The sequence below is a fragment of the Carnobacterium sp. AT7 genome, assembly GCF_000171855.1.
In the GTDB taxonomy this organism is placed as follows: domain Bacteria; phylum Bacillota; class Bacilli; order Lactobacillales; family Carnobacteriaceae; genus Carnobacterium_B; species Carnobacterium_B jeotgali.
Window position 1 is genome coordinate 1 of record NZ_ABHH01000024.1, and the last position, 23,131, is coordinate 23,131.

Annotated in this window: 25 protein-coding genes, 1 tRNA gene and 1 pseudogene; 25 read left to right on the forward strand and 2 right to left on the reverse strand. The window is 35.1% G+C overall.

What is annotated here, in order from left to right; translation table 11 throughout:
• A partial coding sequence (locus tag CAT7_RS08965; protein ID WP_007724690.1) for a PH domain-containing protein occupies positions 1 to 177 on the reverse strand: 177 nt, incomplete at its 3' end.
• Between the two features lie 159 nt (positions 178 to 336).
• Between CAT7_RS08965 and CAT7_RS08970 the strand changes: the two genes are divergently transcribed.
• The 25 genes and pseudogenes from CAT7_RS08970 (at position 337) to CAT7_RS09090 (ending at position 22,505) form a co-directional block, all read left to right on the forward strand.
• A tRNA-Arg gene (locus tag CAT7_RS08970) sits at positions 337 to 410 on the forward strand.
• 476 nt (positions 411 to 886) lie between these two features.
• Positions 887 to 1,120, forward strand: a complete 234-nt coding sequence (gene nrdH / locus CAT7_RS08975) for a glutaredoxin-like protein NrdH (protein ID WP_007724691.1) — start codon at positions 887 to 889, stop codon at positions 1,118 to 1,120.
• Positions 1,117 to 1,482: a class Ib ribonucleoside-diphosphate reductase assembly flavoprotein NrdI gene (gene nrdI / locus CAT7_RS08980; protein ID WP_007724692.1), complete on the forward strand. Its 366-nt coding sequence runs from the start codon at positions 1,117 to 1,119 to the stop codon at positions 1,480 to 1,482. The genes nrdH and nrdI overlap by 4 nt, the downstream gene beginning before the upstream one ends.
• Positions 1,469 to 3,652, forward strand: a complete 2,184-nt coding sequence (nrdE, locus tag CAT7_RS08985; RefSeq protein ID WP_007724693.1) for a class 1b ribonucleoside-diphosphate reductase subunit alpha — start codon at positions 1,469 to 1,471, stop codon at positions 3,650 to 3,652. The genes nrdI and nrdE overlap by 14 nt, the downstream gene beginning before the upstream one ends.
• 15 nt (positions 3,653 to 3,667) lie before the next feature.
• Positions 3,668 to 4,630 (forward strand): class 1b ribonucleoside-diphosphate reductase subunit beta, encoded by a 963-nt coding sequence (gene nrdF / locus CAT7_RS08990; RefSeq protein ID WP_007724695.1) that lies wholly within the window; start codon positions 3,668 to 3,670, stop codon positions 4,628 to 4,630.
• A 178-nt stretch (positions 4,631 to 4,808) separates the two neighbouring features.
• On the forward strand, positions 4,809 to 5,717 hold the full coding sequence (locus CAT7_RS08995) for a DUF975 family protein (protein WP_035019579.1): 909 nt from the start codon (positions 4,809 to 4,811) through the stop codon (positions 5,715 to 5,717).
• A 288-nt stretch (positions 5,718 to 6,005) separates the two neighbouring features.
• Entirely contained in the window at positions 6,006 to 7,163 is a 1,158-nt protein-coding gene (locus CAT7_RS09000) for a hypothetical protein (protein ID WP_007724698.1), read from the forward strand.
• A gap of 58 nt (positions 7,164 to 7,221) precedes the next feature.
• Positions 7,222 to 7,890: a lipoprotein gene (locus CAT7_RS09005; RefSeq protein ID WP_007724699.1), complete on the forward strand. Its 669-nt coding sequence runs from the start codon at positions 7,222 to 7,224 to the stop codon at positions 7,888 to 7,890.
• A 172-nt stretch (positions 7,891 to 8,062) separates the two neighbouring features.
• A complete protein-coding gene (locus CAT7_RS09010) occupies positions 8,063 to 8,617 on the forward strand; it encodes a CDP-alcohol phosphatidyltransferase family protein (protein ID WP_007724701.1) in 555 nt (184 codons plus the stop codon).
• A gap of 27 nt (positions 8,618 to 8,644) precedes the next feature.
• A complete protein-coding gene (locus CAT7_RS09015) occupies positions 8,645 to 9,322 on the forward strand; it encodes a CBS domain-containing protein (protein ID WP_007724702.1) in 678 nt (225 codons plus the stop codon).
• A 149-nt stretch (positions 9,323 to 9,471) separates the two neighbouring features.
• On the forward strand, positions 9,472 to 10,038 hold the full coding sequence (locus tag CAT7_RS09020) for an NADPH-dependent FMN reductase (protein WP_007724704.1): 567 nt from the start codon (positions 9,472 to 9,474) through the stop codon (positions 10,036 to 10,038).
• Positions 10,039 to 11,397: 1,359 nt separating this feature from the next.
• The gene (locus tag CAT7_RS09025) at positions 11,398 to 11,835 is read left to right on the forward strand and encodes a MarR family winged helix-turn-helix transcriptional regulator (protein ID WP_007724707.1); all 438 of its coding nucleotides are present in this window, start codon (positions 11,398 to 11,400) and stop codon (positions 11,833 to 11,835) included.
• A gap of 153 nt (positions 11,836 to 11,988) precedes the next feature.
• Positions 11,989 to 12,333 carry a DUF2187 family protein gene (locus CAT7_RS09030; RefSeq protein ID WP_007724710.1) on the forward strand — a complete coding sequence of 115 codons (345 nt, stop codon included), beginning with the start codon at positions 11,989 to 11,991 and terminating at the stop codon, positions 12,331 to 12,333.
• 295 nt (positions 12,334 to 12,628) lie between these two features.
• Positions 12,629 to 13,078 carry a fatty acid biosynthesis transcriptional regulator FabT gene (fabT, locus tag CAT7_RS09035; protein WP_007724711.1) on the forward strand — a complete coding sequence of 150 codons (450 nt, stop codon included), beginning with the start codon at positions 12,629 to 12,631 and terminating at the stop codon, positions 13,076 to 13,078.
• 17 nt (positions 13,079 to 13,095) lie between these two features.
• Positions 13,096 to 14,070, forward strand: a complete 975-nt coding sequence (locus tag CAT7_RS09040; protein ID WP_035019576.1) for a beta-ketoacyl-ACP synthase III — start codon at positions 13,096 to 13,098, stop codon at positions 14,068 to 14,070.
• Between the two features lie 79 nt (positions 14,071 to 14,149).
• Positions 14,150 to 14,380: an acyl carrier protein gene (locus tag CAT7_RS09045; RefSeq protein WP_007724713.1), complete on the forward strand. Its 231-nt coding sequence runs from the start codon at positions 14,150 to 14,152 to the stop codon at positions 14,378 to 14,380.
• Positions 14,381 to 14,406: 26 nt separating this feature from the next.
• The gene (gene fabK, locus CAT7_RS09050; protein ID WP_007724714.1) at positions 14,407 to 15,363 is read left to right on the forward strand and encodes an enoyl-[acyl-carrier-protein] reductase FabK; all 957 of its coding nucleotides are present in this window, start codon (positions 14,407 to 14,409) and stop codon (positions 15,361 to 15,363) included.
• 155 nt (positions 15,364 to 15,518) lie between these two features.
• Positions 15,519 to 16,456: pseudogene (gene fabD / locus CAT7_RS09055) on the forward strand (ACP S-malonyltransferase).
• Positions 16,457 to 16,482: 26 nt separating this feature from the next.
• Positions 16,483 to 17,220: a 3-oxoacyl-[acyl-carrier-protein] reductase gene (gene fabG, locus CAT7_RS09060; RefSeq protein WP_007724721.1), complete on the forward strand. Its 738-nt coding sequence runs from the start codon at positions 16,483 to 16,485 to the stop codon at positions 17,218 to 17,220.
• A 15-nt stretch (positions 17,221 to 17,235) separates the two neighbouring features.
• Entirely contained in the window at positions 17,236 to 18,477 is a 1,242-nt protein-coding gene (gene fabF, locus CAT7_RS09065) for a beta-ketoacyl-ACP synthase II (RefSeq protein WP_007724724.1), read from the forward strand.
• A 2-nt stretch (positions 18,478 to 18,479) separates the two neighbouring features.
• Complete coding sequence (gene accB / locus CAT7_RS09070; protein ID WP_007724728.1) at positions 18,480 to 18,956, forward strand: acetyl-CoA carboxylase biotin carboxyl carrier protein; 477 nt, start codon at positions 18,480 to 18,482, stop codon at positions 18,954 to 18,956.
• A 12-nt stretch (positions 18,957 to 18,968) separates the two neighbouring features.
• Positions 18,969 to 19,400 carry a 3-hydroxyacyl-ACP dehydratase FabZ gene (gene fabZ / locus CAT7_RS09075; RefSeq protein ID WP_007724739.1) on the forward strand — a complete coding sequence of 144 codons (432 nt, stop codon included), beginning with the start codon at positions 18,969 to 18,971 and terminating at the stop codon, positions 19,398 to 19,400.
• Between the two features lie 4 nt (positions 19,401 to 19,404).
• Positions 19,405 to 20,772, forward strand: coding sequence for an acetyl-CoA carboxylase biotin carboxylase subunit (locus CAT7_RS09080; RefSeq protein WP_007724740.1), 1,368 nt, complete (start codon positions 19,405 to 19,407; stop codon positions 20,770 to 20,772).
• A gap of 61 nt (positions 20,773 to 20,833) precedes the next feature.
• Complete coding sequence (gene accD, locus CAT7_RS09085) at positions 20,834 to 21,682, forward strand: acetyl-CoA carboxylase, carboxyltransferase subunit beta (protein WP_007724741.1); 849 nt, start codon at positions 20,834 to 20,836, stop codon at positions 21,680 to 21,682.
• A 52-nt stretch (positions 21,683 to 21,734) separates the two neighbouring features.
• Positions 21,735 to 22,505 (forward strand): acetyl-CoA carboxylase carboxyl transferase subunit alpha, encoded by a 771-nt coding sequence (locus CAT7_RS09090; protein ID WP_029276004.1) that lies wholly within the window; start codon positions 21,735 to 21,737, stop codon positions 22,503 to 22,505.
• A gap of 166 nt (positions 22,506 to 22,671) precedes the next feature.
• Here the strand turns inward: CAT7_RS09090 and CAT7_RS09095 are convergent, their stop codons facing one another.
• On the reverse strand, positions 22,672 to 22,959 hold the full coding sequence (locus tag CAT7_RS09095; protein WP_007724743.1) for a hypothetical protein: 288 nt from the start codon (positions 22,957 to 22,959) through the stop codon (positions 22,672 to 22,674).
• Positions 22,960 to 23,131 lie beyond the last annotated feature (172 nt).

The window sequence follows — 23,131 nt, forward strand, 5'->3', positions numbered from 1 at the left end:
AACTCCTTGTTTATCGATTACGATTAATCGTTTGTCAGTGAAGATAATTAAATCACGGACTAACTTGAATGCTAAATCAATTGTTTCGGTTTCTAAAATAACGCCCACTAATTTTTTTCGAGCTTCGTTCTCGCTGATATTCCCAGCGTTTCCTAAAAGACCACCAATTAATCCCATTTTAAAACCTCCTTAAATTCTTTAATCGTTATTGTAAAGGGTATAGTTACTAAATACAACTGATTAAAATAACGTTCTTTCTTAAATTTGAAATTTATTAACAAAAAGTGTTGACTTTTTATTCATTATTGCATATAATTAATTTTGTTGCTAGGACATGTCTCAGTAGCTCAGTTGGATAGAGCATCCGCCTTCTAAGCGGACGGTCGGGAGTTCGAATCTCTCCTGAGACATCAATTAAAAAGTTAGGAAAGCTGGATATAAAGCTTTCCTAACTTTTTTTCGTTAACTGTTTAAATTTTTTGAAAAAAAGAATAAAAATAAAATTAAATAAGTCCTCCTTTAATTAGCTTGAAAATAGTGTAAAGATTTATTCAAAAAAATGTAAAAATATTCTATTATTTTACATAGTACGTTATTTATGGAATTAAAAAAAATAATAAAAAGAAAAAATAATTTTTATTTTTTTCAAATGTGAAAAATACACTAAGCCGATTTTGAATACAAATACTCGTCGCATTTCTCTACGTATATTTGTTCACAATCTTTTGTTGACAACACTATATATAGAAGTAAATGAATATGTCAATAGGTAAACCACTATATATAGTGGTTTATTTATTTGCCAGTAAGGAAGAATGAGTGTAGAATAACAGATAAAGAAATAGAAGCAAGATGATTAAAAAAGACTTTCAAAGGAGAATGTATAATGGCTCAAAAAACGATTATTGTTTACTCTAAACCAAATTGTATGCAATGTAACTTCACTAAAAAATATTTAGAAGATAAAGGTGTCTCTTATGAAGTGAAAGATATCTTTGAATCAGAAGAAGCATTAAATGAAGTGAAGGACCTTGGGTTCAGCTCTGTTCCGGTTATTTCAGTTGAAGGACAAGAAGCATTTAATGGCTTTCGCCCTGATCTCCTTGATCAATTAGTATGAAAGTTGTTTACATCAGCTTAACAGGCCAAACAAGAAAGTTTGTTAAAAAATTAGATATGGATTCGCTGGAGTTGACACCAACGAATCCATATCTTGCTTTAAATGAACCGTTTATTATCATTACCCCGACCTATGATAAAGATGCAACAGATATATTAAATGATTTTATTGAAACGGCTGATAATAAAACGTATTTTAAAGGAGTCGCAGGTGGTGGTAATTTGAATTTTGGCAAACTTTTCGCTTTTACAGCAATAGACTTAGCAAACGAGTATCATGTACCACTATTACATACCTTCGAATTTCAAGGTAATGATGAAGATGTTGCACAATTAAAGAAAGCGGTGAATGAAATTGGATAAACCTAAATTAGCATCAAAACCAAAAGAAATTACGTATTTTAAGTTAAATAATGAATTGAATAGACCAGTAGATGGGAAAATTCCTTTGAACAAGGATCGTGAAGCTGTACGAGCTTATTTTTTAGAACATGTAAATCCGAACACTGTTTTCTTCTATACATTAGATGAAAAGTTGAATTATTTAATTGAAGAAGATTATATCGAAGAAGAATTTTTATTAAAGTACGATAGAGAATTTGTGCGTGCCTTATTTGATGATATTTATAGCCGTAAATTTAGATTCCGTTCATTTATGTCTGCTTTTAAATTTTATACTCAATATGCCTTGAAAACGAATGATGGGGAACGTTTCTTAGAGCGCTATGAAGACCGGATTGTTTTTAATGCCTTGTATTTAGCAGATGGAGACACTAAACTGGCAAGCAGACTTGCAGATGAAATTGTGAATCAACGGTACCAACCAGCTACTCCGACATTTCTAAATGCTGGCCGTAAAAGACGTGGAGAATTGGTTTCTTGTTTCTTGATTCAAGCAACAGATGATATGAATAGTATCGGTCGTGTGGTGAATAGTGCATTGCAATTGTCTCGTATTGGAGGCGGAGTAGGAGTGAATTTATCGAATTTACGAGCTTCTGGCGATCCAATCAAAAAAATCGACAATGCTTCAAGTGGAGTTGTTCCAGTAATGAAATTATTAGAAGATAGTTTCAGTTATTCTAATCAACTTGGTCAACGTAATGGAGCAGGGGCTGTTTATTTGAATGTCTTCCATCCAGATATTGTTTCGTTTCTTTCAACAAAAAAAGAGAATGCAGATGAAAAAATTCGTGTAAAAACTCTTTCTCTTGGACTAGTTGTGCCGGATAAATTCTATGAATTAGCAGCACACGACGAGCAGATGTATCTATTTAGTCCATATGATGTCGAACGTATCTATGGAGAACCGTTTGCGTATATCGATATTACTAAAGAATACGATAACATGGTTAACAATGAAGAAATACGTAAATCAAAAATTAGTGCTCGTGAATTAGAAAATGAAATTTCTAAATTGCAACAAGAGTCTGGTTACCCTTATATTATTAACGTTGATACGGCTAATCGTGAAAACCCAGTCTATGGGACGATTACAATGAGCAACTTGTGTAGTGAAATTTTACAAATCCAAGAACCATCTTTAATTAATAATGACCAAACTTATGAGCATTTAGGAACGGATATTAGCTGTAATCTTGGTTCAACTAATATTGTAAATTTAATGAAATCCCCTAATTTTGGACAATCGATTGATACAATGGTGCGTGCATTAACAATGGTTACCGATCAATCGAGTATCGATGCCGTTCCATCGATTAAAAACGGAAACGACAGATACCACACGATTGGATTAGGCGCTATGGGTTTGCATACTTTCTTAGCCTTGAATCAAATCCATTACGGTTCGCCAGAATCTGTTGAATTTACAGATGTATATTTTAAATTGTTAAATTATTATACGTTAGTTTCTAGTAATAAAGTAGCGAAAGAAAGAGGTACGACTTTTTATAATTTTGAAAAATCGAAATATGCGAATGGGACTTATTTTGATAAGTACATCAACGAAAATTTTGTTTTTTCAAGTGAAAAAGTTCAACACTTGTTTGATGGGATCCAAGTACCTACTATAGAAGATTGGGCAGCTTTAAAAGAAGCGGTAATGAGTGACGGTTTATATCATCAGAACCGTTTAGCTGTAGCGCCGACAGGTTCAATTAGTTACGTAAACGAAACATCATCTAGTTTGCATCCAATCACACGTTTGATTGAAGAACGTCAAGAGAAGAAAACGGGGAAAACTTACTACCCTGCACCTTTCTTATCAAATGACACAATGCCTTATTATAAGTCAGCTTATGATATGGATATGCGTCAAGTGATTGATGTTTATGCAGCAGCCCAAAAACACATTGATCAAGGTATGAGTTTAACGCTCTTCTTACGTTCTGAAATTCCTGAAGGGTTATATGAATGGAAAAATGGACGCACAACCAAACAAACAACACGTGACTTAAATATTTTACGTCATTACGCTTGGAAAAAAGGTGTGAAGTCAATCTACTACGTTCGTACGTTTACGGAAAATTCAGAAGAAATTGGTTCAAATGCTTGCGAAAGCTGCACCATTTAAAAGGAGAGAACAAGAATGACAACGAACTATAAAGCTATTAACTGGAATAACATTGAAGATATGATTGACAAGCTGACATGGGAAAAATTAGTTGAACAATTTTGGACAGATACACGTATCCCGGTATCGAATGACCTAGATGATTGGGCACGTCTGCCAAAAGCGGAAAAAGATATGGTCGGAAAAGTTTTTGGAGGTTTAACACTATTAGATACACTCCAATCACAAGATGGTGTCCAAGCTTTGAAGCCTTTTATTCGCACACAACATGAAGAAGCCGTGTACAATAATATCCAATTTATGGAATCTATGCATGCAAAAAGTTACAGTGCGATTTTCAGTACGTTAAATAGCAAAGTTGAAATTGATGAAATTTTTCAATGGACAAATACAAATGACTTGTTGCAAATAAAAGCCTCAACAATCAATGACATTTACCAAAATGGAACTGAATTGCAACGAAAAGTGGCTAGTGTCATGCTAGAATCTTTTTTATTTTACTCAGGATTTTTTGCTCCATTGCACTATTTAGGAAACAATAAACTGCCAAACGTAGCTGAAATTATTAAATTGATTTTACGCGATGAATCCGTTCATGGCACATACATTGGATATAAATTTCAAATTGCTTATAACCAATTGCCTGATAATGAAAAAGAAGAAATGAAGAATTGGACGTACGAATTGCTTTTTAAATTGTATCAAAATGAAGTGAAATACGCAGAATATTTATATGATGAAATTGGTTGGACTGAAAGGGTTAAAGTTTTTCTTAGATACAATGCAAATAAAGCTTTGCAAAATCTAGGGTTTGATCCTTTATTTCCAGATACAGCCAATGATGTAGACCCTGTTATTATGAACGGTATTTCTACCGGTACATCTAATCATGACTTTTTCTCACAAGTAGGAAATGGCTATTTACTGGGAATGGTTGAATCTATGGAAACAGATGATTATGAAAAATGGACCGTTTAAACGGTTAAAAAAGAGTGATTGGCTAAATGCCGATCACTCTTTTTTTTGTGACTCGTTAGTTGCGAAATGAAAACGACTATAAATATAAATGGAAAAATCGATTAGCAGGGGGATTATAATTGTGCGGCGTTTTGGTTTCAGTTATGATAAGATTAAGTTAAAAAAGGAGATGAACCAAATGGAAAGACGCGAAATAAAGCGTACGGCAAAAAAAATGTTAAAAGGAAATTGGAAAGTAGCTATTTTAAATTTAATTATTATTTCTGTTTTAACTGGGTCAATCAGTCAGATCATACTAACTATTTTAGGAACAGGTAGCTCTCTTACGATGTTCGAATCCGTTATACAAGGAAATATGAATGAGACTGCAATTGTGACTGAACCATCCGTTACAGCTAGCATACAGACTTCGCTCGTCAGCATCCTTGTAGGATTTATTTCAAGCCTATTGTATGCAGGATATGCTTGGAATATGTTAGATATGATAGATGGTGCTAAGTTGTCTATCGAAGGCATGTTTCAAACATTTAAGCGAGACCGCATCTTTAAAACAACGGGATTGATTATTGTGAAGTCTATTTTAATTACACTATGGTCTCTATTATTGATTATACCAGGTATTATTAAAAGCTATAGTTACAGCCAAGCATTGAACTTAATGAAAGATGACCCTTCAATCAGTATTATGGATGCATTAGACCAAAGCCGCAAACTGATGAAAGGAAACAAATGGAAGTATTTCCTACTGCAACTTTCATTTGTTTGGTGGTATATCATACCTTTTATTATTTTTTCTTTGATTCTGCTAGGAAGCATGCGGACCATTGATGCCAGTGTAAAAGCTGGTCCAACTGAAAGTATCGCTCTTATTATAGGCTTTCTTTTATTATTTTTAGCAATCGTGTTGTTCGTCATTGTGATTTCTTTTTACATTGAACCTTATCGTACGACAGCACAACAAATTTTCTATCGTACGCTAACGGATGGGGATACTTATGATCCTACCCATCCAACGGATTACGCTGAAAGTAACAATCCTTATAACGATGAGTATGAAGGCAATCAGTTAAATGATACTGACTTTTAAAAATAACCAGTAATAAAAAAAGAGCTAGAACATAACAAATGTGGTTAACACGTTTAGGATGTTTTAGCTCTTTTTTTAGTCGAAAGATTAAATAACGATTTGTAGTGTATATCTTTTTGTTATTACTGTGTTATGCGCTACAATTAATCTAAGTACAAAACAGTACAAAGATGTACTTATAAAAGTATAGTTATTCGTTTTAAAATCTATCATGAATGGAGGGTAAGTTTCTTTAGAAAAAGATTATTTCTTACTGCTAAGAGTGGCTTAAGAAGGGAGTAGAGAAATATGAAAAAGTTGGGATTTCTACTCATTTTTGTGTTTTTACTAGCCGGGTGTGATATTGGAGGTTTATCAGACAAACTAACTAAAGAACTTTTATCGTCGTCTACTAGCGAAGAAACGAGTAAACGTTCAACTGATTCTAGTGGAGAAGAGTCAGTTGAGAGTGAAAGCGTTATTGAGAACAACGAACTGTTTTCATCAACACAAAAAGCATCTGATAATGAAAATCTTGAAGAGTTGCTGTTAGTTCCGCAAGCCGATGAAATAAAAAAAGGTTTGACCGTTGAAACAGACGAAACGTTAGCGTTGTTGGAAAGGTATGTCAAACAGAATCCTGATATGGGTTATGAGAATGATGTGACGATTGTTTACACCGGAGAAACCTATGGTGAAACTCCAAATCTTGCAGGAATATTTTTTATTATTAACCGAACAGATACTGCAATGGAAGATATTCAATTTACTTATACATTCGGAAAATCAGATAGTGAATTGATTTTTGATAAACAATCTTTTAAATTAGCCGCAGATAGTTTTGGTGTATTAGAGCCAAATACAGTCATGCCTTTGTACTTATTGGTCGATCCGTCTAAAGAACCTCTTTTAGAAGAAATAAATATAAATCAAGTAGTGGAAAAGATTGAAAGCTTTGATTATACGACTGCTACTAGTTTAGAACAACCAGATTCGACTAATGAATCAGCAACAGAACCCAATGAAGCGAATTTGTCGCTTGTTATTCCTAAACAAAATGCCGATAAAGGACAAACATTCGATAACAACCCTCTAATGGCTCAATTTAAGCAACTAGTCTTAGACAGTCCGTATATGGGATTCGATAATGATGTTACAGTGATGTACTCTGGGTTATATGATGAGAATGATACAAATACACTTGCTTACTTTTTTGTGATTAATAAAACGGATATCGCAATGAAGAATATTCAGTATAAATTGAGTTACGGCAATAAAAATGGTGAAATGGTATGGGATCAGAAGTATTCTATTTTGGAAGAAGAAGTATTTGGTCCATTAGAACCCAATGCAGTTCTTCCTCTTACGATGACGGTTCCAAAGGAAAAAACAGATCTGTTCTTTTCTATTATGAAAGATGATGCAGCTATCCGGCTTGATGAATTTAAATATGAAAAGCTAAACTAAATGGAAAATGCTCAGAATAAGGGTTTGTGTTTAGAAAAAAAGGGGAAGGGTGATTAAAATGAAAAAAATATTAACGCTTTTAGGAGCAGTTGTTGTGTTGGCAGGTTGTGATTTAATTGGAGGAGGAGAAGAAAAAACATCTTCTAATGAATCAAGTTCGACAGTTGTATCAAGTGAGACAATGATGAGTTCAGAAATGAGCTCAAAAATGTCTTCTGAATCTAGTATGTTTGGTACAGAAGAGTCCATGACAAGTTCAGATAAGACAAGTGAAACCACAACAGATATGGCCATTCCTCTTGTACCTCAAAAGATGGAATTAGATCAAGGTTTAACGTTAGAAAGTGATTCAGTATTACAAGAAATAGAAATGAGAATGTCTGAAACAGCTGAACTTGGAATAGAAAATGATGTAGCCATTCACTTTACTGGAATGTATTTAGGTGAAACAGGCGCTATGCAAGCTATTTTTATTATCGTGAATAGAATGGATATGGCGATGACGAATATTGACATTACAATTAGTTTTAGCACAGTCAATGGCGATGTAATTTTAGATAAATCAAAGTATAGTTTAACAGAAGACTCTTTTGGCGTGTTGGAACCAGACACAGCAATGCCAATTTATCTGGACATTCCACCTGAAAATGAAGAAGCTTTCTTCAGTACTTCAAATATGGAAGATTTAATTTATACTATTGATGAATTTGATTTTGATGAAAGATAAGAACCCAATTGTCATTTAAACTAGAAGGCAAAACCATTGAATGCAGAGATACAGCATTCAATGGTTTTTTTTGTTAAAAAAATGGGTTGAAAAAAGGCTTAATGGAATCAAAAATACACTAAAAATGGTAGGATTAGTGTAAGAAGTCAATTTATTTGAGAGGTGATGCACATTGAAGATTACCGCAAGAGATTTTTTTACTGTTCCAAATAGTCTATCTTACATTCGTCTGCTTCTAATTCCAGTTTTTATGATTCAATACCTTACAGCAGTAGAAACCAAAGATTATTATTTAGCAGGCATAATCATTGTTTTTTCAGGGCTCACAGATTTATTAGATGGTATAATTGCGCGTAAGTTAAATCAAATAACCGAGTTAGGCAAATTACTCGACCCTGTCGCTGACAAGCTTACTCAAGTGGCCGTTATCATTTGTTTGATGTCCCGATACGAAATGATGTGGCTCATTGTTTTATTATTTATAGCTAAAGAACTATTCATGGCAATAAACGATATTATACTCTATCGACAAGGGAAAAAACTCGATGGAGCTAAGTGGTTTGGTAAAATAGCTACTGCTGTCTTTTATGCATGTATGACCTTTTTGGTAGCTTTTCCATCTATTCAAACAACTACTGCAGCTAGTCTAATGATTATTACGGGCTTTTTCTTGACATTGTCTTTTGTATTGTATGGACGTGAATTTTTTAAGATGTATCAAAAATAAACTAAGCTATTCTGGAAGGGGAATTTAATGACTAATGCAGAACGCTTTATTGCCAGTTTCAATCGAATTCAAAATTATTTAAGCTTTTTAGAAAATGAACAGGAGCATAAGAAACCCTTTTATCGGTTATTAGATGATAATGAACATCGAAATACTGCAGTAAAAAAATATAAAAATGATTTGCAAATTTTTGCAGATCTCAGAAATGTTATGGTACACAAAAAATTAGTTCCTACTACTTACATTGCTCAGCCGACAGATGAAGTAGTCAAACACATTGAACAAATTGAAGAAGAAATAAAAAGTCCAGCGAAGGTTTATCCTTTATTTAAACGAGACGTGGTTCGATTCAATTTTGATGCTCAATTTACAGACGTATTAAAAACGATTAACGAAAAAAGATTCACTCATTTTCCTATTTATAAAGATAAAGAACTGATTGGATTATTAACCGAAAAAGGAATCACATTGTGGTTAGCACAGCAGCTGCAAGATGAAACCATTTTTTTAAAAGAAACTCTGGTAGAAGAGATTGTCTTAGAAGATAAAAATAAAAATAATTATCTATTTATAAAAAAAAATATGTCTATTGAGGTTGCCGCAGATTTATTGAAAAAGGATCGCCGATTGGATGCTTTATTGATAACAGAAAACGGAAAAGTCTCAGAACCACCACTAGGCATTATTACTCCATCAGATGTGTAAGGTTAACTGAATAGATTTAAGCAATGGCTATTAGTTGCTACTTAAAAATTAATGCGTTATAGTTACTTTAAGTTAGCGGATGAAGCGGATTCATTAGCTGCTTAACCAATTTTTCAGCTAATAGCTGAATCACAAGGAGGAAGAAGTAAATGACAAAAATCGGAATTATTACAGGTAGTACACGTCCAGGACGTAACAGCTTGCAAGTAGCACAATGGGTAAAAGGATTAGCGGACCAGCGCGGAGATGCAGAATACGAAATTGTAGATATTGCAGAGTTTAATCTGCCTTTATACAATGAACCAATTTCAGCAGCTTATAGTCAAAACTATGTTACACCAGAAGCTATTCCATGGTCAAAAAAAATAGCTGAGTTAGATGGCTATGTCTTTATAACTCCTGAATACAATCATGGTATTACATCCGCTTTAAAAAATGCAATCGATTATTTATATCCTGAATGGAACAATAAAGCAGCAGGAATTATTAGTTATGGTTCGTCTGGTGGAGTTAGAGCTGCAGAAGCTTTGCGAGTTGTTCTTGCTGAATTACAAATTGCCAGCGTGCGGACTCATCCTGCAATGTCTTTATTTACAGATTTTGTAAATATGAATGAATTCAAACCTGCAGACTTACATGCAGCTTCAGTAACAACTTTATTAGATCAAGTTGTTGCATGGTCAACAGTACTAAAACCGTTAAGAAATAATGGGTAACTTTAAATCAAAATCTACAGCTTTTAACTAATGAAGTTCCAATCGTTAAATTGGAAATGATAACGCTTTATTGTTATAATAAACATGTAAAGAAGGACAAGGTAAAATGTCTTCTTTATGAAAGTCAAAACTTCATAGAGTGGCTAAGTTTCTAAAATAGAATCAGTCGAGTTTGAAGTATCCAAAGCCCATACGATGAAGAAAATCATGGGCAAAATTAAAGTAATCTAGCAGAGCAAGAACAAGATGTGAGCTGTTAGAATAGAGTTGAAAAATAGAAACTAGCTACAAAATGAAAAAGAGAGTCTCTGTTAAGATAAGAGACTCTTTTTTTGTCTCGAATTATTTGGATGCATAAAAGCACTATACTTTTTAATGTTGATAGATGAATTTAGATAATGCTTAACACTTTAGCGGTTAAGCGGTGTTTGAGGCTTGAAAAATCTTAAGACTTTAGGCTTAAGACGGTACCCGGGCTCTTACAAGCAAATCCGTCTATTCCGAAAGAATTTTTAGAAGCAGCTACACTATTTGACGAAGATCCTGCATAAAGGAGTCCAATCCATAATGTCATTAAGCAGTCAGGTAAGTTATTAATTGTTTCCCTAAAGATAAGCTTATCTTTTGACTTGTTTGCGCTTACATGGTATATTGTATCTATAAAGAGAGACATGCACACGGTAAGAGAGCATGACGCTCTTTAGTGGAAGCTAGTGAAAGTAGCTTCTAAGACAAGTAGCCGAGTAAAGCTATATTGTCTAAGCTCAATCATTTAGTTGATTGCAATGCTGTCCCCATTCTAAATGAAGATCAATCAGAAAGACTAAATGTTTGAGCACATATATACTAGCATGTAGCTCTAGTTATCAAAATGATCAGCCTATGTAGATGTTGATATCAAAGATTGATTAGAGCCATGCTATTTGTTTTAAAAGAAAGACGTTCTGATTTCTAGAGCGTCTTTCTTTTTTTGAAATTGTCTAAAATAGCGGCTCTATACTTTTTAGTGTTGATAGATGAATGTAGTACATGCTTAACATTCTGGAGGAATAGGATTGCTTGTAGCCCTGTGAAGTATTCAATGCGAATTATACAGCATTAGCGCTTTAGTGATTAAGCGGTGTTTGAGACTTAAGAACTTACCAGGGCTCTTACAAGCAAATCCGTCTATTCCGAAAGAATTTTTAGAAGCAGCCACACTATTTGACGAAGATCCAAAATAGCCCAACGATTATAAACACCTGTATAGCAGAACAGTTGACAGTCAACTAGTCTTAATGGTATATTTATCTCGAAATGAAGATGTTTTTTTTTGAAGTAATTTATTAATTATGCAAAATCAGAAGGGTGAATAAGTAGATGAATGATACAGAAAAAGCGCTAAAAACATTAACAGTATTGCTAAAATCTTCTTCAAGTGTACAAGATGTTGTAAAAAAAGATATGACTAAATATGGCGTAAACCCTACCGAATTTTCAGTTTTAGAACTTCTTTATAATAAAGGAGATCAACCTATTCAATATATTGGCAAAAAAATATTATTAGCCAGCAGCAGCATTACTTATGTAGTAGATAAATTAGAAAAGAAAGAATTCATTAAGCGTACGCCCTCAGCTACAGATCGCCGCGTGACAAATATTTCAATCTCTGAAAAAGGAACAGCTTTTATGCAAGCTACTTTTCCACAACATGAAAAATTGATTTCAAATTTATTTCATGTCCTTAGTGAAGAAGAAAAAACAACCTTAATAGCATTGTTAAAAAAAGTTGGGTATCATGCGAGCACATTTAAGTAAAAAATAGCTGGTTAAGAACGTTAAAAGCAAGAGTATTGCCCATCCTTCATTTCTTGTGCTTCATTTTATTGCTAAAATATGGTATAATGGTTTCTATTAAGAGAATTTACTGAAATACGCTCAAATAAGAACCAAAGAAATGAGGGGATTTACATGGGGAAAATTATTACCGAAGAAATTCAGTCTTTAGTTGAGGTTGAACTTCGCAAAGGTGCTAGCAAATCAAGAATTGCGACCCTTTTAGGCGTACCATATGATGAAGCAATCGTTATTATTGATGAAATTAAAGCTTCTTTTAGACCTGATGTAGGAGATAGAATTATTTTTTCTTTCAGAGACGAAAAAATGGCTGGAACAATTATCAAATTATTGAATAATAGTGCCGTTGTTGAAATTTATTGGGACAAGTCTTCTGATAAAATGAAAGATATAATGGAAAGTAAAACTATTGTTAACTTTAAAGATATAGAAGAGTTTGTATCTGTTGAAGCGGAATAATAAAAAAAAGAGTTGAGACAATTTTGTCTCAACTCTTTTTTTCGTAAAGAATAATCAATGAAATGGAGTGCTTTTTTGAAATTTAAAAAGTTTATTTCAGGAAAAGTACTTTGATAGTCAAAATATTTATTTAATGATTTATCCTTGATACTAAAGAGTTTCACTATTTTTTTTAAAAATAATGAGTTTTTTTTCTTGACACTTCTACCAAAAAATAATATAGTTTGATGGTCAAACAATTTGATGTTCAAAGTAATTAACTTGTTTGCTAATTTGAAAGAACGGAGGAGTTGATGTGGACGAATTAATTCCTGAAATTAATTCTTACTTAGTAACGATTTTTAACGAAATTATGACTATTGAAGAAGGTGCTCTGCAAAGCAGCACATTTAAAGATATTTCAATAAAAGAAATGCATACTATTGAAGCTATTGGAATGTATGGTATTCATACAACAACAGAGGTTTCAAAAAAATTAGCCATTACTGTCGGGACATTAACTGTTTCCGTTAACAACTTAGTGAAAAAAGGATACGTTGAACGTATTCGAAACGATAATGATCGACGAGTTGTGAAGTTAGGGTTAACAAAAAAAGGCCGACTCTTATATCGTCTTCATGATAAGTTTCATCGAGATATGGTTAAAGAAACGCTTGAAGGCTTAAATCAAGAAGAGGCAGAAATGCTAATTAAAGGCTTAAAAAATCTTCATGTTTTCTTATACCGTACAAAAAATAATCTATAAGAACAGGGTTGAATGCAATGAAGGCAAAAATTATGGGTGCTGGAAGTTATACTCCGCAAAAAAAAGTTTCCAACGCTATGCTAGAAGAAATAATGGATACCAACGATGAATGGATCAAAAGTCGTACAGGTATAGAAAACCGTCACATTAGTGAGGGTGAAGATACCTCAATTCTTTGTGGCAAAGCTGCATTGGATATTCTTGGGAAGACAGGCATTTCTGCTAAAGAAATTGATTTTATTATTGTTGCGACAATGACTCCAGATGGATCAAGTCCTTCAACTGCTTGTTTAGTACAAGATTTTATCGGAGCAAAACCTGTAATGGCTTTTGATGTAAATGCAGCATGTTCTGGTTTTATTTATGCCTTATCAATTGCTGAGAAGTTAATTCAAAGCGGTGCTTATCAGTATGGTTTGGTTCTTGGCGGAGAAGTCATGTCAAAAATCATTGATTGGCAAGATCGCAGTACAGCAGTATTGTTCGGCGATGGAGCAGGTGGGGTTTTGTTAGGTGCATCGGAAACAGAAAACAGTTTCTTAGGAGAAGATATTCATTCTGATGGCAGCCGTGGAGATTCTCTTACAGCTGGCAAACGCGCAGTTTCAAATTTCCAACTGGAACAAGCTACAGAAAATGGTTTTCTTAAAATGGAAGGAAGAGCCATATTTGATTTTGCTATCCGTAGTGTACCTGAAAGTATACGAACGGTTGTTGAAGCATCAAATAGCACTCTTGAAGACATTGACTGTATTGTTGCTCATCAAGCGAACTACCGTATTTTAAAAGCTATTGCAAAGAAACTGAAAATTCCAGTTGAAAAATTTGCAACGAATATTGCTGAATATGGAAACACTTCTGCTGCTAGTATACCTATTTTGTTAGATGAACTCTTGACAAATGGCGATCTCGTATTAGGCAGCAAGAAAAAAATTGTGCTAACCGGATTTGGTGGAGGACTCACATGGGGCTCCATGCTCATTCAACTTTAAAGTGGTTACAACAGCCCGCTTAGGCTTAAAAAAATAAGCAAAAAAAAACTATAAAACAACTATAATGGAGGAATTACAAATGACATTCGAAAAAATACAAGCAATTATCGTGGACCAATTAGACAAAGAGGAATCAGAAGTACAATTAGAAACTAACTTCCGTGAAGATTTAGAAGCAGACAGCTTAGACTTATTCCAAATCATCAACGATATTGAAGATGAATTTGATATTAAAATTGAATCTGAAGAAGGTTTAATCACCGTTCAAAATATTGTAACGTTTGTTGAAGCTGAATTAGCTAAAAAATAATTTTTTATAAGAGAGCAGGTTTCCATATGCAGTCTGAATTAATCGAAAAACTGGGAATTAAATACCCGATTATACAAGGCGCAATGTCTTGGGTTGCTAATCCTAGTTTAGTGAGTGCAGTTTCGAATGCTGGTGGTCTAGGAATATTAGCTTGTGGACATGCTTCGGGCGAAATTGTACGAGAACTGATTAAAGAAACAAAAAGATTAACAGACAAGCCTTTTGGGATCAACGTTTTATTAACATCGCAACATGTTGAAGAAGTTGTGAAAATTGTCTGTGAAGAAAAAGTAAAAGTAGTAACAACTGGTGCAGGTAGTCCAGGAAGATTCATGAATCAATTTAAAAGTGTCGGTACAGTCGTTATTCCAGTTGTTGCTTCAGTAGCATTAGCTCGAAGAATGGAAAATGAAGGCGCCGATGCGATTATTTGTGAAGGTATGGAAGCAGGCGGACACATCGGAAAAACAACTACTATGAATTTAGTGCCACAAGTTGTCGATGCTGTATCTGTTCCAGTGATTGCAGCAGGAGGTATCGCTGATGGACGCGGTGTTGCAGCTGTATTTATGTTAGGCGCTTCAGCTGCTCAATTAGGGACACGTTTTGTTGTTGCTCACGAAAGTACAGTTCACCAAAATTTTAAAGATGCTATTTTAAAAGCAAAAGATATCGACACCGTTATTACTGGTCAAATTACTGGTCATCCAGTACGTGTCCTTCGTAATAAATTAACACGTCAATACTTAAAAATTGAAAAAGACATCACAAGTGATGAAAAACCAGACTTTAATCGTTTAGAAGAACTTGGTAATGGTGCTTTAAAACGCGCTGTTATAGATGGCGATAAAGATACTGGGTCATTTATGTCTGGCCAGAGTGCTGGTTTAGTTTTTAAAGAACAAAGTTGTCATGAGATCATCCAAGAATTAATGCATGAATATCAAGAAGTAATAAAAGAACAAGCTAACCTCATTTTATAATAAGGTGAACTTAAATGAAAAAACTAGAAAGCTAAAAGGAGTTCTTTTTGCTTCAAATAGTTTTCTAGTTTTTTTAATTATTTCTCTAATTGATATGTATAAATGGATGGTTTTTTTTATAGGCAAATTACCGTTATAGAGGAGACAAGAGCTACATGAAAATTGCCTTTGTATACAGTGGACAAGGAGCTCAATACTTTGGTATGGGTCAAGAATTGTATGAAAAGTACAGTGTGGTCCGAGACGTTTTTGATCAAGCCAGTGAATTTTTAGATTTGGACATGGCAAAACTATGTTTTGAAGAAAATGACTCTCTTAATCAAACAACGTACACTCAACCTGCATCCTTACAGTAAGTTTAGCTATTGATGCATTGCTAGAAGAAAAAGGGATTAAACCAGCTGTTGTAGCGGGTTTAAGTCTAGGAGAGTACAGTGCTTTCGTTAAAGCCAATGTTCTTTCTTTTAAAGAAGCTGTCCAATTGGTGAAAAAAAGAGGCCAATACATGACAGATGCTGTTCCACTAGGTAAAGGCGCAATGAGTGCCATCATGGGACTTGATCGTCAAACCATTAAAGATGCGTGTGAAGAAGCGAGTATACTAGGTGTTGTTTCTCCAGCTAATTACAATATGCCTGGCCAAATCGCCATTGCAGGTATCAAAGAAGCTGTTGAAAAAGCAGGAGAAATTTTACTTGAAAAAGGCGCTAAACGCGTTGTTCCTTTGCAAGTAAGTGGACCTTTTCATACACAATTGTTGGAACCTGCTTCAATCCAGTTAAAAGAAGCCATCACGGCCATTTCAGTTCATGAGCCTACTCTTCCTGTTGTCAGTAATACAATTGCTGAAGTCTTTAAGGATAAAGAGCAAATCAAAGACATGATGGTTAAACAAGTGATGTCTCCCGTCTATTGGGAAGATAGTGTCAGAACAATGATTGATTTAGGTGTGGACACATTTATTGAAGTTGGTCCCGGAAAAACATTGAGTAGTTTTATCAAAAAAATTGATAAAACAGTTACCATTTTAAATGTTGAAAATGAAAAAACGTTAGAAAAGACAATGAAAAAACTGGCAGAGCTAGAAGCTTAGCCTAATACATTAAAAGGAATGAGCACATGACTTTAAAAAATCAAACGGTTATTGTCACAGGGAGTTCAAGAGGTATTGGAAAAGCGGTTGCTGTAGCATTTGCAAAAGCTGGTGCAAATATCGTTTTAAATGCGCGTAAACCTTTTTCTGAGGAGCTTATTAGCGAATTAGAAGGTTATGGCGTTAAAACGCACACGATTTTAGGTGACGTTAGTGATTTTGACTTTGCTAAACAATTAATTGAAGAATCAAAAGAAGTTTTTGGAAGTGTCGATGTTTTAGTAAATAATGCTGGGATTACAAATGATATGCTTTTAATGCGCATGTCTGAGGAAGATTTCGATCAAACAATTTCGGTTAATTTAAAAGGAACCTTTAATACGATTCGTCATGCATCAAAAGTCATGCTAAAACAAAAAAGCGGCACTATCATTAATATGGCTAGTGTAGTTGGTCTTGTAGGAAATGTCGGACAAGCAAACTATGCAGCAAGTAAAGCCGGCGTTGTTGGTTTAACAAAATCTGCCGCTAGAGAACTATCTGCTAGAGGAATCACTGTAAATGCTATTGCTCCAGGTTTTATTGATACAGAAATGACAGATGTATTATCTGACAAGATGAAAGAACAAGCGGTTAGTCAGATACCTTTGAAACATTTAGGTAACGTAGAAGATGTTGCAAGAGCTGCAGTATTCTTAAGTGAAAATAAATACATTACAGGTCAAGTCATCAATGTAGATGGCGGAATGGTTATGAATGGTTAAGAAGGAGGAAAAAAAATGACAAATCGTGTAGTAATTACCGGAATGGGTGCTGTGACACCTTTAGGAAATACAGTAGCTGAATTTTGGGATGGACTTAAAGCTGGAAAAAACGGCATAGCACCGATTACAAAATTTGATGCCACCGAAACAGGAATCACTGTTGCTGGTGAATTGAAAGATTTTGATGCAACAAACTATATGCAACGTAAAATTTCAAAACGGATGGATGAATTTTCAAGATACGGTGTTGCAGCTGCAGTTCAAGCTGTAGAAGAAAGCGGCATTGATCGTGAAAAAACAGATATGAACCGTTTTGGTGTCATCGTGGGTTCTGGTATTGGTGGATTAAACGCTATGCAAGAACAAATCATTAAAATGAACACAAAAGGGCCGCAACGTGTAGCTCCTTTCTTCGTACCAATGGCGATTGGAAATATGGCTGCTGGAAATATTTCGATTGCAATTGGAACAAGAGGAATTAATACATCCATTGTTACAGCTTGTGCGTCTGGTAACAACTCAATTGGTGAAGCATTCCGCAACATCAAACATGGTTATTCAGATGTGATTCTTGCGGGTGGAGCTGAAGGCACAATCAACGAAATCGGTATTTCAGGTTTTGCTGCATTGACAGCTTTATCAAAAAGTACAGATCCTGACCGTGCATCTATTCCTTTTGACAAAGAACGCAATGGTTTCGTTATGGGTGAAGGAGCGGCAGTCTTGATGCTTGAAAGTTTAGATCATGCATTAGAACGCGGTGCGACAATTTATGCTGAAGTCGTTGGATACGGTTCAACTGGAGACGGTTACCATATGACTGCTCCGACACCAGATGGAAGTGGCGCTGGGCGTGCAATGCAAGATGCAATGGCCGAAGCTGGCATTACACCTGCTGACGTTGGGTACATCAATGCTCATGGAACTAGTACAGGAGCGAATGATTCAGCTGAAACAATGGCAATCAAATATGCTTTTGGCGAAGAAGCAAAAAATGTGGCTATTTCAAGTACGAAAAGTATGACTGGACACTTATTAGGTGCTGCAGGTGCTATTGAAGCAGTAGCATGTGTGAAAGCTCTTCAAGACGGCTTTTTACCACCTACTATTGGCCTTCAAGTACCAGATGAAGCCTGTGATCTAGATTTCATTCCAAATGTTGGACGTGAAGCAGATATCAAATACACTCTAAACAATTCTTTAGGCTTTGGCGGACACAATGCCGTAACATGCTTTAAGAAATGGGAGGGTCAGTAATAATGGATTTCAATCAAGTAAAAGAAATTCTAGATCTAGTGAACAAATCAGAATTAACTGAATTCGATTTGCAAATGGACAATGTGAATTTAAGAATGAGTAAAAATACAGCTACTCAACAAATCAGCCATCAATCGGTTTCAACTGATTCAGAAGCAAGATTTAGCGAACCCGTTCGTAAAGAAAATTTACAAACTTCTTCTATTATCGAAGAAACTGCTCCAATTGCTGAGTCTATTGCCGAGGGCGCACTAGTTCACTCGCCAATTGTGGGCGTTATCTACACATCACCGTCACCAGACCAACCTGCTTTCAAAAAAGTTGGCGATAAAGTGTCTGTTGGAGAAACGCTTTGTATTGTCGAAGCCATGAAATTAATGAATGAAATTAAAAGTGAAATTGAAGGAACCATTACTGAGATATTAATAGAAGATGAACAAGTCGTTGAATTTAATCAACCGTTGTTCAGAATCGCCTAGGAGGAAACACAAATGACAACTATGAATATTAAAGAAATCCAAGAACTGATCCCAAATCGTTACCCTATTTACTTCATTGACCGTGTTGACGAAATGATACCAGGTGAACACGTTGTAGCACTTAAGAATGTTACGATTAATGAAGAAGTATTCCAAGGACACTTTCCAGGTGAACCGGTATTGCCAGGAGTTTATATTTTAGAAGCATTAGCTCAAGCAGGATCGATTCCTTTGCTTACGTTAGACCGCTTTAAAGGTCAAACAGCTTACTTAGGCGGAATGAACAAAGTTAAATTCCGTAAAAAAGTTGTTCCTGGTGATCAATTAATGTTGCAAGTTGATATTGTTAAATTAAAAGATTATGCTGGTATCGGAAAAGGCGTAGCTTACGTAAACGGAAAAAAAGTTTGTGAAGCTGAATTAACTTTCATCATTGGTAGATAAGACGATGTTTAATAAGATATTAATTGCCAATCGAGGAGAAATCGCTGTTCGGATTATTCGAGCTTGTCGTGAGATGGGAATCAAAACGGTTGCTGTCTATTCTGAAGCAGACCGTGATGCGTTGCATATGCAGTTAGCGGATGAAGCTATCTGTATTGGACCCGCAAAAGCTGCGGATTCGTATTTGAATATGCAAAGTATTTTAAGTGCAGCCGTTGTGACGAATGCACAAGCCATTCATCCAGGTTTTGGTTTCCTATCTGAAAATAGTACATTTTCGACCATGTGTCAGGAAATGAATGTGACATTTATTGGACCAGATGCGAGTACTATTGACCAAATGGGGAATAAAGCGAATGCGCGTGCTCTTATGATTGAAGCAAATGTACCTGTTATTCCAGGAAGTGAAGGCTTTATTACCGATACTAATGAAGCTAAACAACTGGCAGATCAATTAGGATACCCCGTAATGGTTAAAGCCGCAGCTGGCGGAGGCGGAAAAGGCATGCGAAAAGTGCTATCTAGTGAAGAGTTAGTTTCCGCATTCAATAGTGCTAAAAATGAAGCGAAAGCTGCTTTTGGCGATGATCAAATGTATATGGAAAAAATCATTGAACATGCACGTCACATTGAAGTACAATTACTAGGTGATCACTATGGAAATGTGATTCATTTAGGTGAGCGTGATTGTTCATTGCAACGGAATAATCAAAAAGTGATTGAAGAGTCTCCATCTGTTGCTATCAATGAAGAACAACGAAAAAAACTTGGTGAAACCGCTATTCGTGCTGCAAAGTATGTTGGTTATAAAAATGCAGGTACGATTGAATTTTTACTGGACCAAGATGGTGAGTTTTATTTCATGGAAATGAATACGCGTATCCAAGTTGAACATCCGGTAACAGAAATGGCCACTGAATTTGATATTGTAAAAGAACAATTATTGATTGCAAGTGGAGCAGAGCTGTCTATTCAACAAAGTGACGTTCGTTTAACTGGACATACGATCGAATGCCGCATCAATGCTGAAAATCCTGCGTTTAATTTTGCTCCTTCACCAGGAACAATCAATTATTTATTGATGCCTAGTGGTGGAAATGGATTACGAGTTGATAGTGCGATGTTTGCGGGAGCAAATATCCCGCCTTATTATGATGCAATGATTGCTAAAATCATTACAAAAGGCGCAAATCGTGCTGAAGCCATTGCAAAAATGCAACGTGCTTTAGGTGAAATGGTTATTGATGGGATTATCAGCAATCAATTTTTCCAAGAAGATTTGTTAATGGATAAGCGATTTGTTAATGGAGAATACGATACAAGCTTTTTGCAAGACGTTTTCCTGAAAGAATGGGTACCTCGTGTTGAATAAGTTTGTCTTGGATCAACAAAAAACATTTCACTAATAAGCAGTAAATAAAAGAGGTGACAATGTGCAGTTATTTAAAAAAAGAGCGTATATACCAATTAGTAAACACACGCAAATTAATGAAGAAAATGATACGCCTATGGTACCAGATGGCATGTTTGCACAATGTCCTAGTTGTAAAAAAGCCATCTATACAAAAGATTTAGGCACGCAAAAAATTTGTCCGGAATGCGGCTATACTTTCAGAATTCGAGCTCAAAAACGTATCGAATTAACCATTGATGAAGACAGTTTTGAAGAATGGAATCAAGATATTCCATTTGAAAACCCGTTAGATTTTCCGGAATACGATACGAAAATTCAAAAAGCTCAAAAAAATACTAAACTCCATGAGGCTGTTTTAACTGGAAAAGGGCTAATTGATGGATTAGAAACGGCTATTTGTGTAATGGATTCTCATTTTATAATGGGAAGTATGGGGAAAGTAGTCGGTGAAAAAATTACGCGGACATTTGAAAGAGCGCTTGCTGAAAGACTACCGGTCATTGTTTTTACAGCCTCTGGTGGTGCGAGAATGCAAGAAAGTATTTTATCGCTGATGCAGATGGCAAAAATTAGTGGAGCCGTTGCTCGTCATAGTGATGCAGGTCTACTGTATGTAACAGTATTAACCGACCCAACTACAGGTGGCGTAACAGCCAGTTTTGCGATGCAAGGAGATATCATTTTATCTGAACCTCAAGCGTTAGTTGGTTTTGCTGGCAGACGAGTGATTGAACAAACCATAAATGAAGAACTGCCGGATGATTTCCAACTTGCTGAGTCTGTTTTAGAAAATGGCTTTATCGATAAGATTGTTCCAAGAAAAGAATTAAAAGCAACTTTGAGTCAGATCTTACGTATCCATTACTAAGAACAGTCAAGTAAGTATTTTTATAAAGAAGGTGAAATAGTTGAAAGAAGCTATGGAAATCGTTGCTTTATCAAGAAAAACATCACGATTATCTGCTTTAGAGATCATGGAATCGGTATTTGACGATTTTATTGAATTCCATGGCGATCGATCTTTTCATGATGACAAAGCTATTGTAGGTGGAGTAGCAACCTTAAATGGAAAACCTGTAACGGTTATTGGGAATCAAAAAGGGCACGAAGTACAAGAAAATATTCTGCGGAATTTTGGTTCTCCTCATCCAGAAGGATATCGAAAGGCCTTACGTTTAATGAAACAAGCGGAAAAATTTAATAGACCTGTGATTACCTTTGTTAATACTTCTGGTGCATATTGTGGCGTTGAAGCTGAAAATAGAGGACAAGGTGAAGCCATTGCTCGTAACTTAATCGAAATGAGTAAGTTAAAAGTGCCTATTCTTTCTATTATTATTGGAGAAGGTGGTAGTGGCGGAGCATTAGCTTTAGCTATGGGAAACCAAGTGTGGATGATGGAACACACGATGTATTCTGTCCTGTCACCTGAAGGGTTTTCTTCTATATTATGGAAAGATGCATCAAGAGCGAAAGAAGCAGCTGAACTGATGAAATTAACGGCTCAAGATTTATTAGGTCTTGATATAATTGATTCCATTTTACCTGAAACGAATGAAGAAGGTTTATTGCCTCACGAGGATATCCTTAAAGCTATGCGTGAGACGATTAGTTCAACATTGGAAGAACTTTCTGCAAAAACACCTGATCAGCTTGTTGAAGAACGTTACCAACGTTTTAGAAAATATTGATGACTGTTCGATACTAAAATTAATCAATAAAAAAAGATAGAAAAGCCGTAAAAAGCTTTTCTATCTTTTTTTGCATAGACCGTTTTGCTTGCATAGAGCCTGTTGACTGTTTGAAGCCCAAAAGCAATACTCAGCGAACGGTCAATTTCTAAATGCTAGACTCTAGTTAGGTGGGTAAATCAATTTTTGGTATTTTTACTGTAGAAGATTGATAAAGATACTTGCCATCGTTTGTTTCAATTAAAATACTATAGCGGTGATCATCTAAAAGTAATTTGCCTAGCATTTCTCTAGAATAGATTCGTCCTAAAGGAAAACCATCTGGTAAAGCAACAGTTACTTTCTTCAACTCATAAAAACCTCTAGCAATCGTTTCTACAAAGATAATATTTGAGATTGATTGCAACTCAATTTGTTCCTCGACCATAAGATCTTTTACATAGCCTTGATTCACTTAGGAACCTCCTTTAGAATGTAGGTAGTTAATTGTTTTACAATGCCAAAAGATTCGTTTGACAAATGTGCGCACCGTACAGTATATAATACTTTATGAAATAAATCTATCAGTATAAAAATTAATTAAAGGATTATTTTCTATCACTTTAGTAAACAAATGTATGCTAAAA

What these genes read in the sequence shown, in the direction of transcription:
- accB (WP_007724728.1), top strand. Translation starts at nt 18,480, where the DNA reads ATGGATTTCAATCAAGTAAAAGAAATTCTAGATCTAGTGAACAAATCA.
- CAT7_RS09030 (WP_007724710.1), top strand. Translation starts at nt 11,989, where the DNA reads ATGGGGAAAATTATTACCGAAGAAATTCAGTCTTTAGTTGAGGTTGAA.
- fabK (WP_007724714.1), top strand. Translation starts at nt 14,407, where the DNA reads ATGCAGTCTGAATTAATCGAAAAACTGGGAATTAAATACCCGATTATA.
- nrdE (WP_007724693.1), top strand. Translation starts at nt 1,469, where the DNA reads ATGAAATTGGATAAACCTAAATTAGCATCAAAACCAAAAGAAATTACG.
- CAT7_RS09045 (WP_007724713.1), top strand. Translation starts at nt 14,150, where the DNA reads ATGACATTCGAAAAAATACAAGCAATTATCGTGGACCAATTAGACAAA.
- CAT7_RS09080 (WP_007724740.1), top strand. Translation starts at nt 19,405, where the DNA reads ATGTTTAATAAGATATTAATTGCCAATCGAGGAGAAATCGCTGTTCGG.
- fabF (WP_007724724.1), top strand. Translation starts at nt 17,236, where the DNA reads ATGACAAATCGTGTAGTAATTACCGGAATGGGTGCTGTGACACCTTTA.
- CAT7_RS09000 (WP_007724698.1), top strand. Translation starts at nt 6,006, where the DNA reads ATGAAAAAGTTGGGATTTCTACTCATTTTTGTGTTTTTACTAGCCGGG.
- CAT7_RS08995 (WP_035019579.1), top strand. Translation starts at nt 4,809, where the DNA reads ATGGAAAGACGCGAAATAAAGCGTACGGCAAAAAAAATGTTAAAAGGA.
- nrdF (WP_007724695.1), top strand. Translation starts at nt 3,668, where the DNA reads ATGACAACGAACTATAAAGCTATTAACTGGAATAACATTGAAGATATG.
- CAT7_RS09025 (WP_007724707.1), top strand. Translation starts at nt 11,398, where the DNA reads ATGAATGATACAGAAAAAGCGCTAAAAACATTAACAGTATTGCTAAAA.
- fabG (WP_007724721.1), top strand. Translation starts at nt 16,483, where the DNA reads ATGACTTTAAAAAATCAAACGGTTATTGTCACAGGGAGTTCAAGAGGT.
- nrdH (WP_007724691.1), top strand. Translation starts at nt 887, where the DNA reads ATGGCTCAAAAAACGATTATTGTTTACTCTAAACCAAATTGTATGCAA.
- CAT7_RS09090 (WP_029276004.1), top strand. Translation starts at nt 21,735, where the DNA reads ATGGAAATCGTTGCTTTATCAAGAAAAACATCACGATTATCTGCTTTA.
- CAT7_RS09005 (WP_007724699.1), top strand. Translation starts at nt 7,222, where the DNA reads ATGAAAAAAATATTAACGCTTTTAGGAGCAGTTGTTGTGTTGGCAGGT.
- CAT7_RS09020 (WP_007724704.1), top strand. Translation starts at nt 9,472, where the DNA reads ATGACAAAAATCGGAATTATTACAGGTAGTACACGTCCAGGACGTAAC.
- fabZ (WP_007724739.1), top strand. Translation starts at nt 18,969, where the DNA reads ATGACAACTATGAATATTAAAGAAATCCAAGAACTGATCCCAAATCGT.
- nrdI (WP_007724692.1), top strand. Translation starts at nt 1,117, where the DNA reads ATGAAAGTTGTTTACATCAGCTTAACAGGCCAAACAAGAAAGTTTGTT.
- CAT7_RS09015 (WP_007724702.1), top strand. Translation starts at nt 8,645, where the DNA reads ATGACTAATGCAGAACGCTTTATTGCCAGTTTCAATCGAATTCAAAAT.
- CAT7_RS09040 (WP_035019576.1), top strand. Translation starts at nt 13,096, where the DNA reads ATGAAGGCAAAAATTATGGGTGCTGGAAGTTATACTCCGCAAAAAAAA.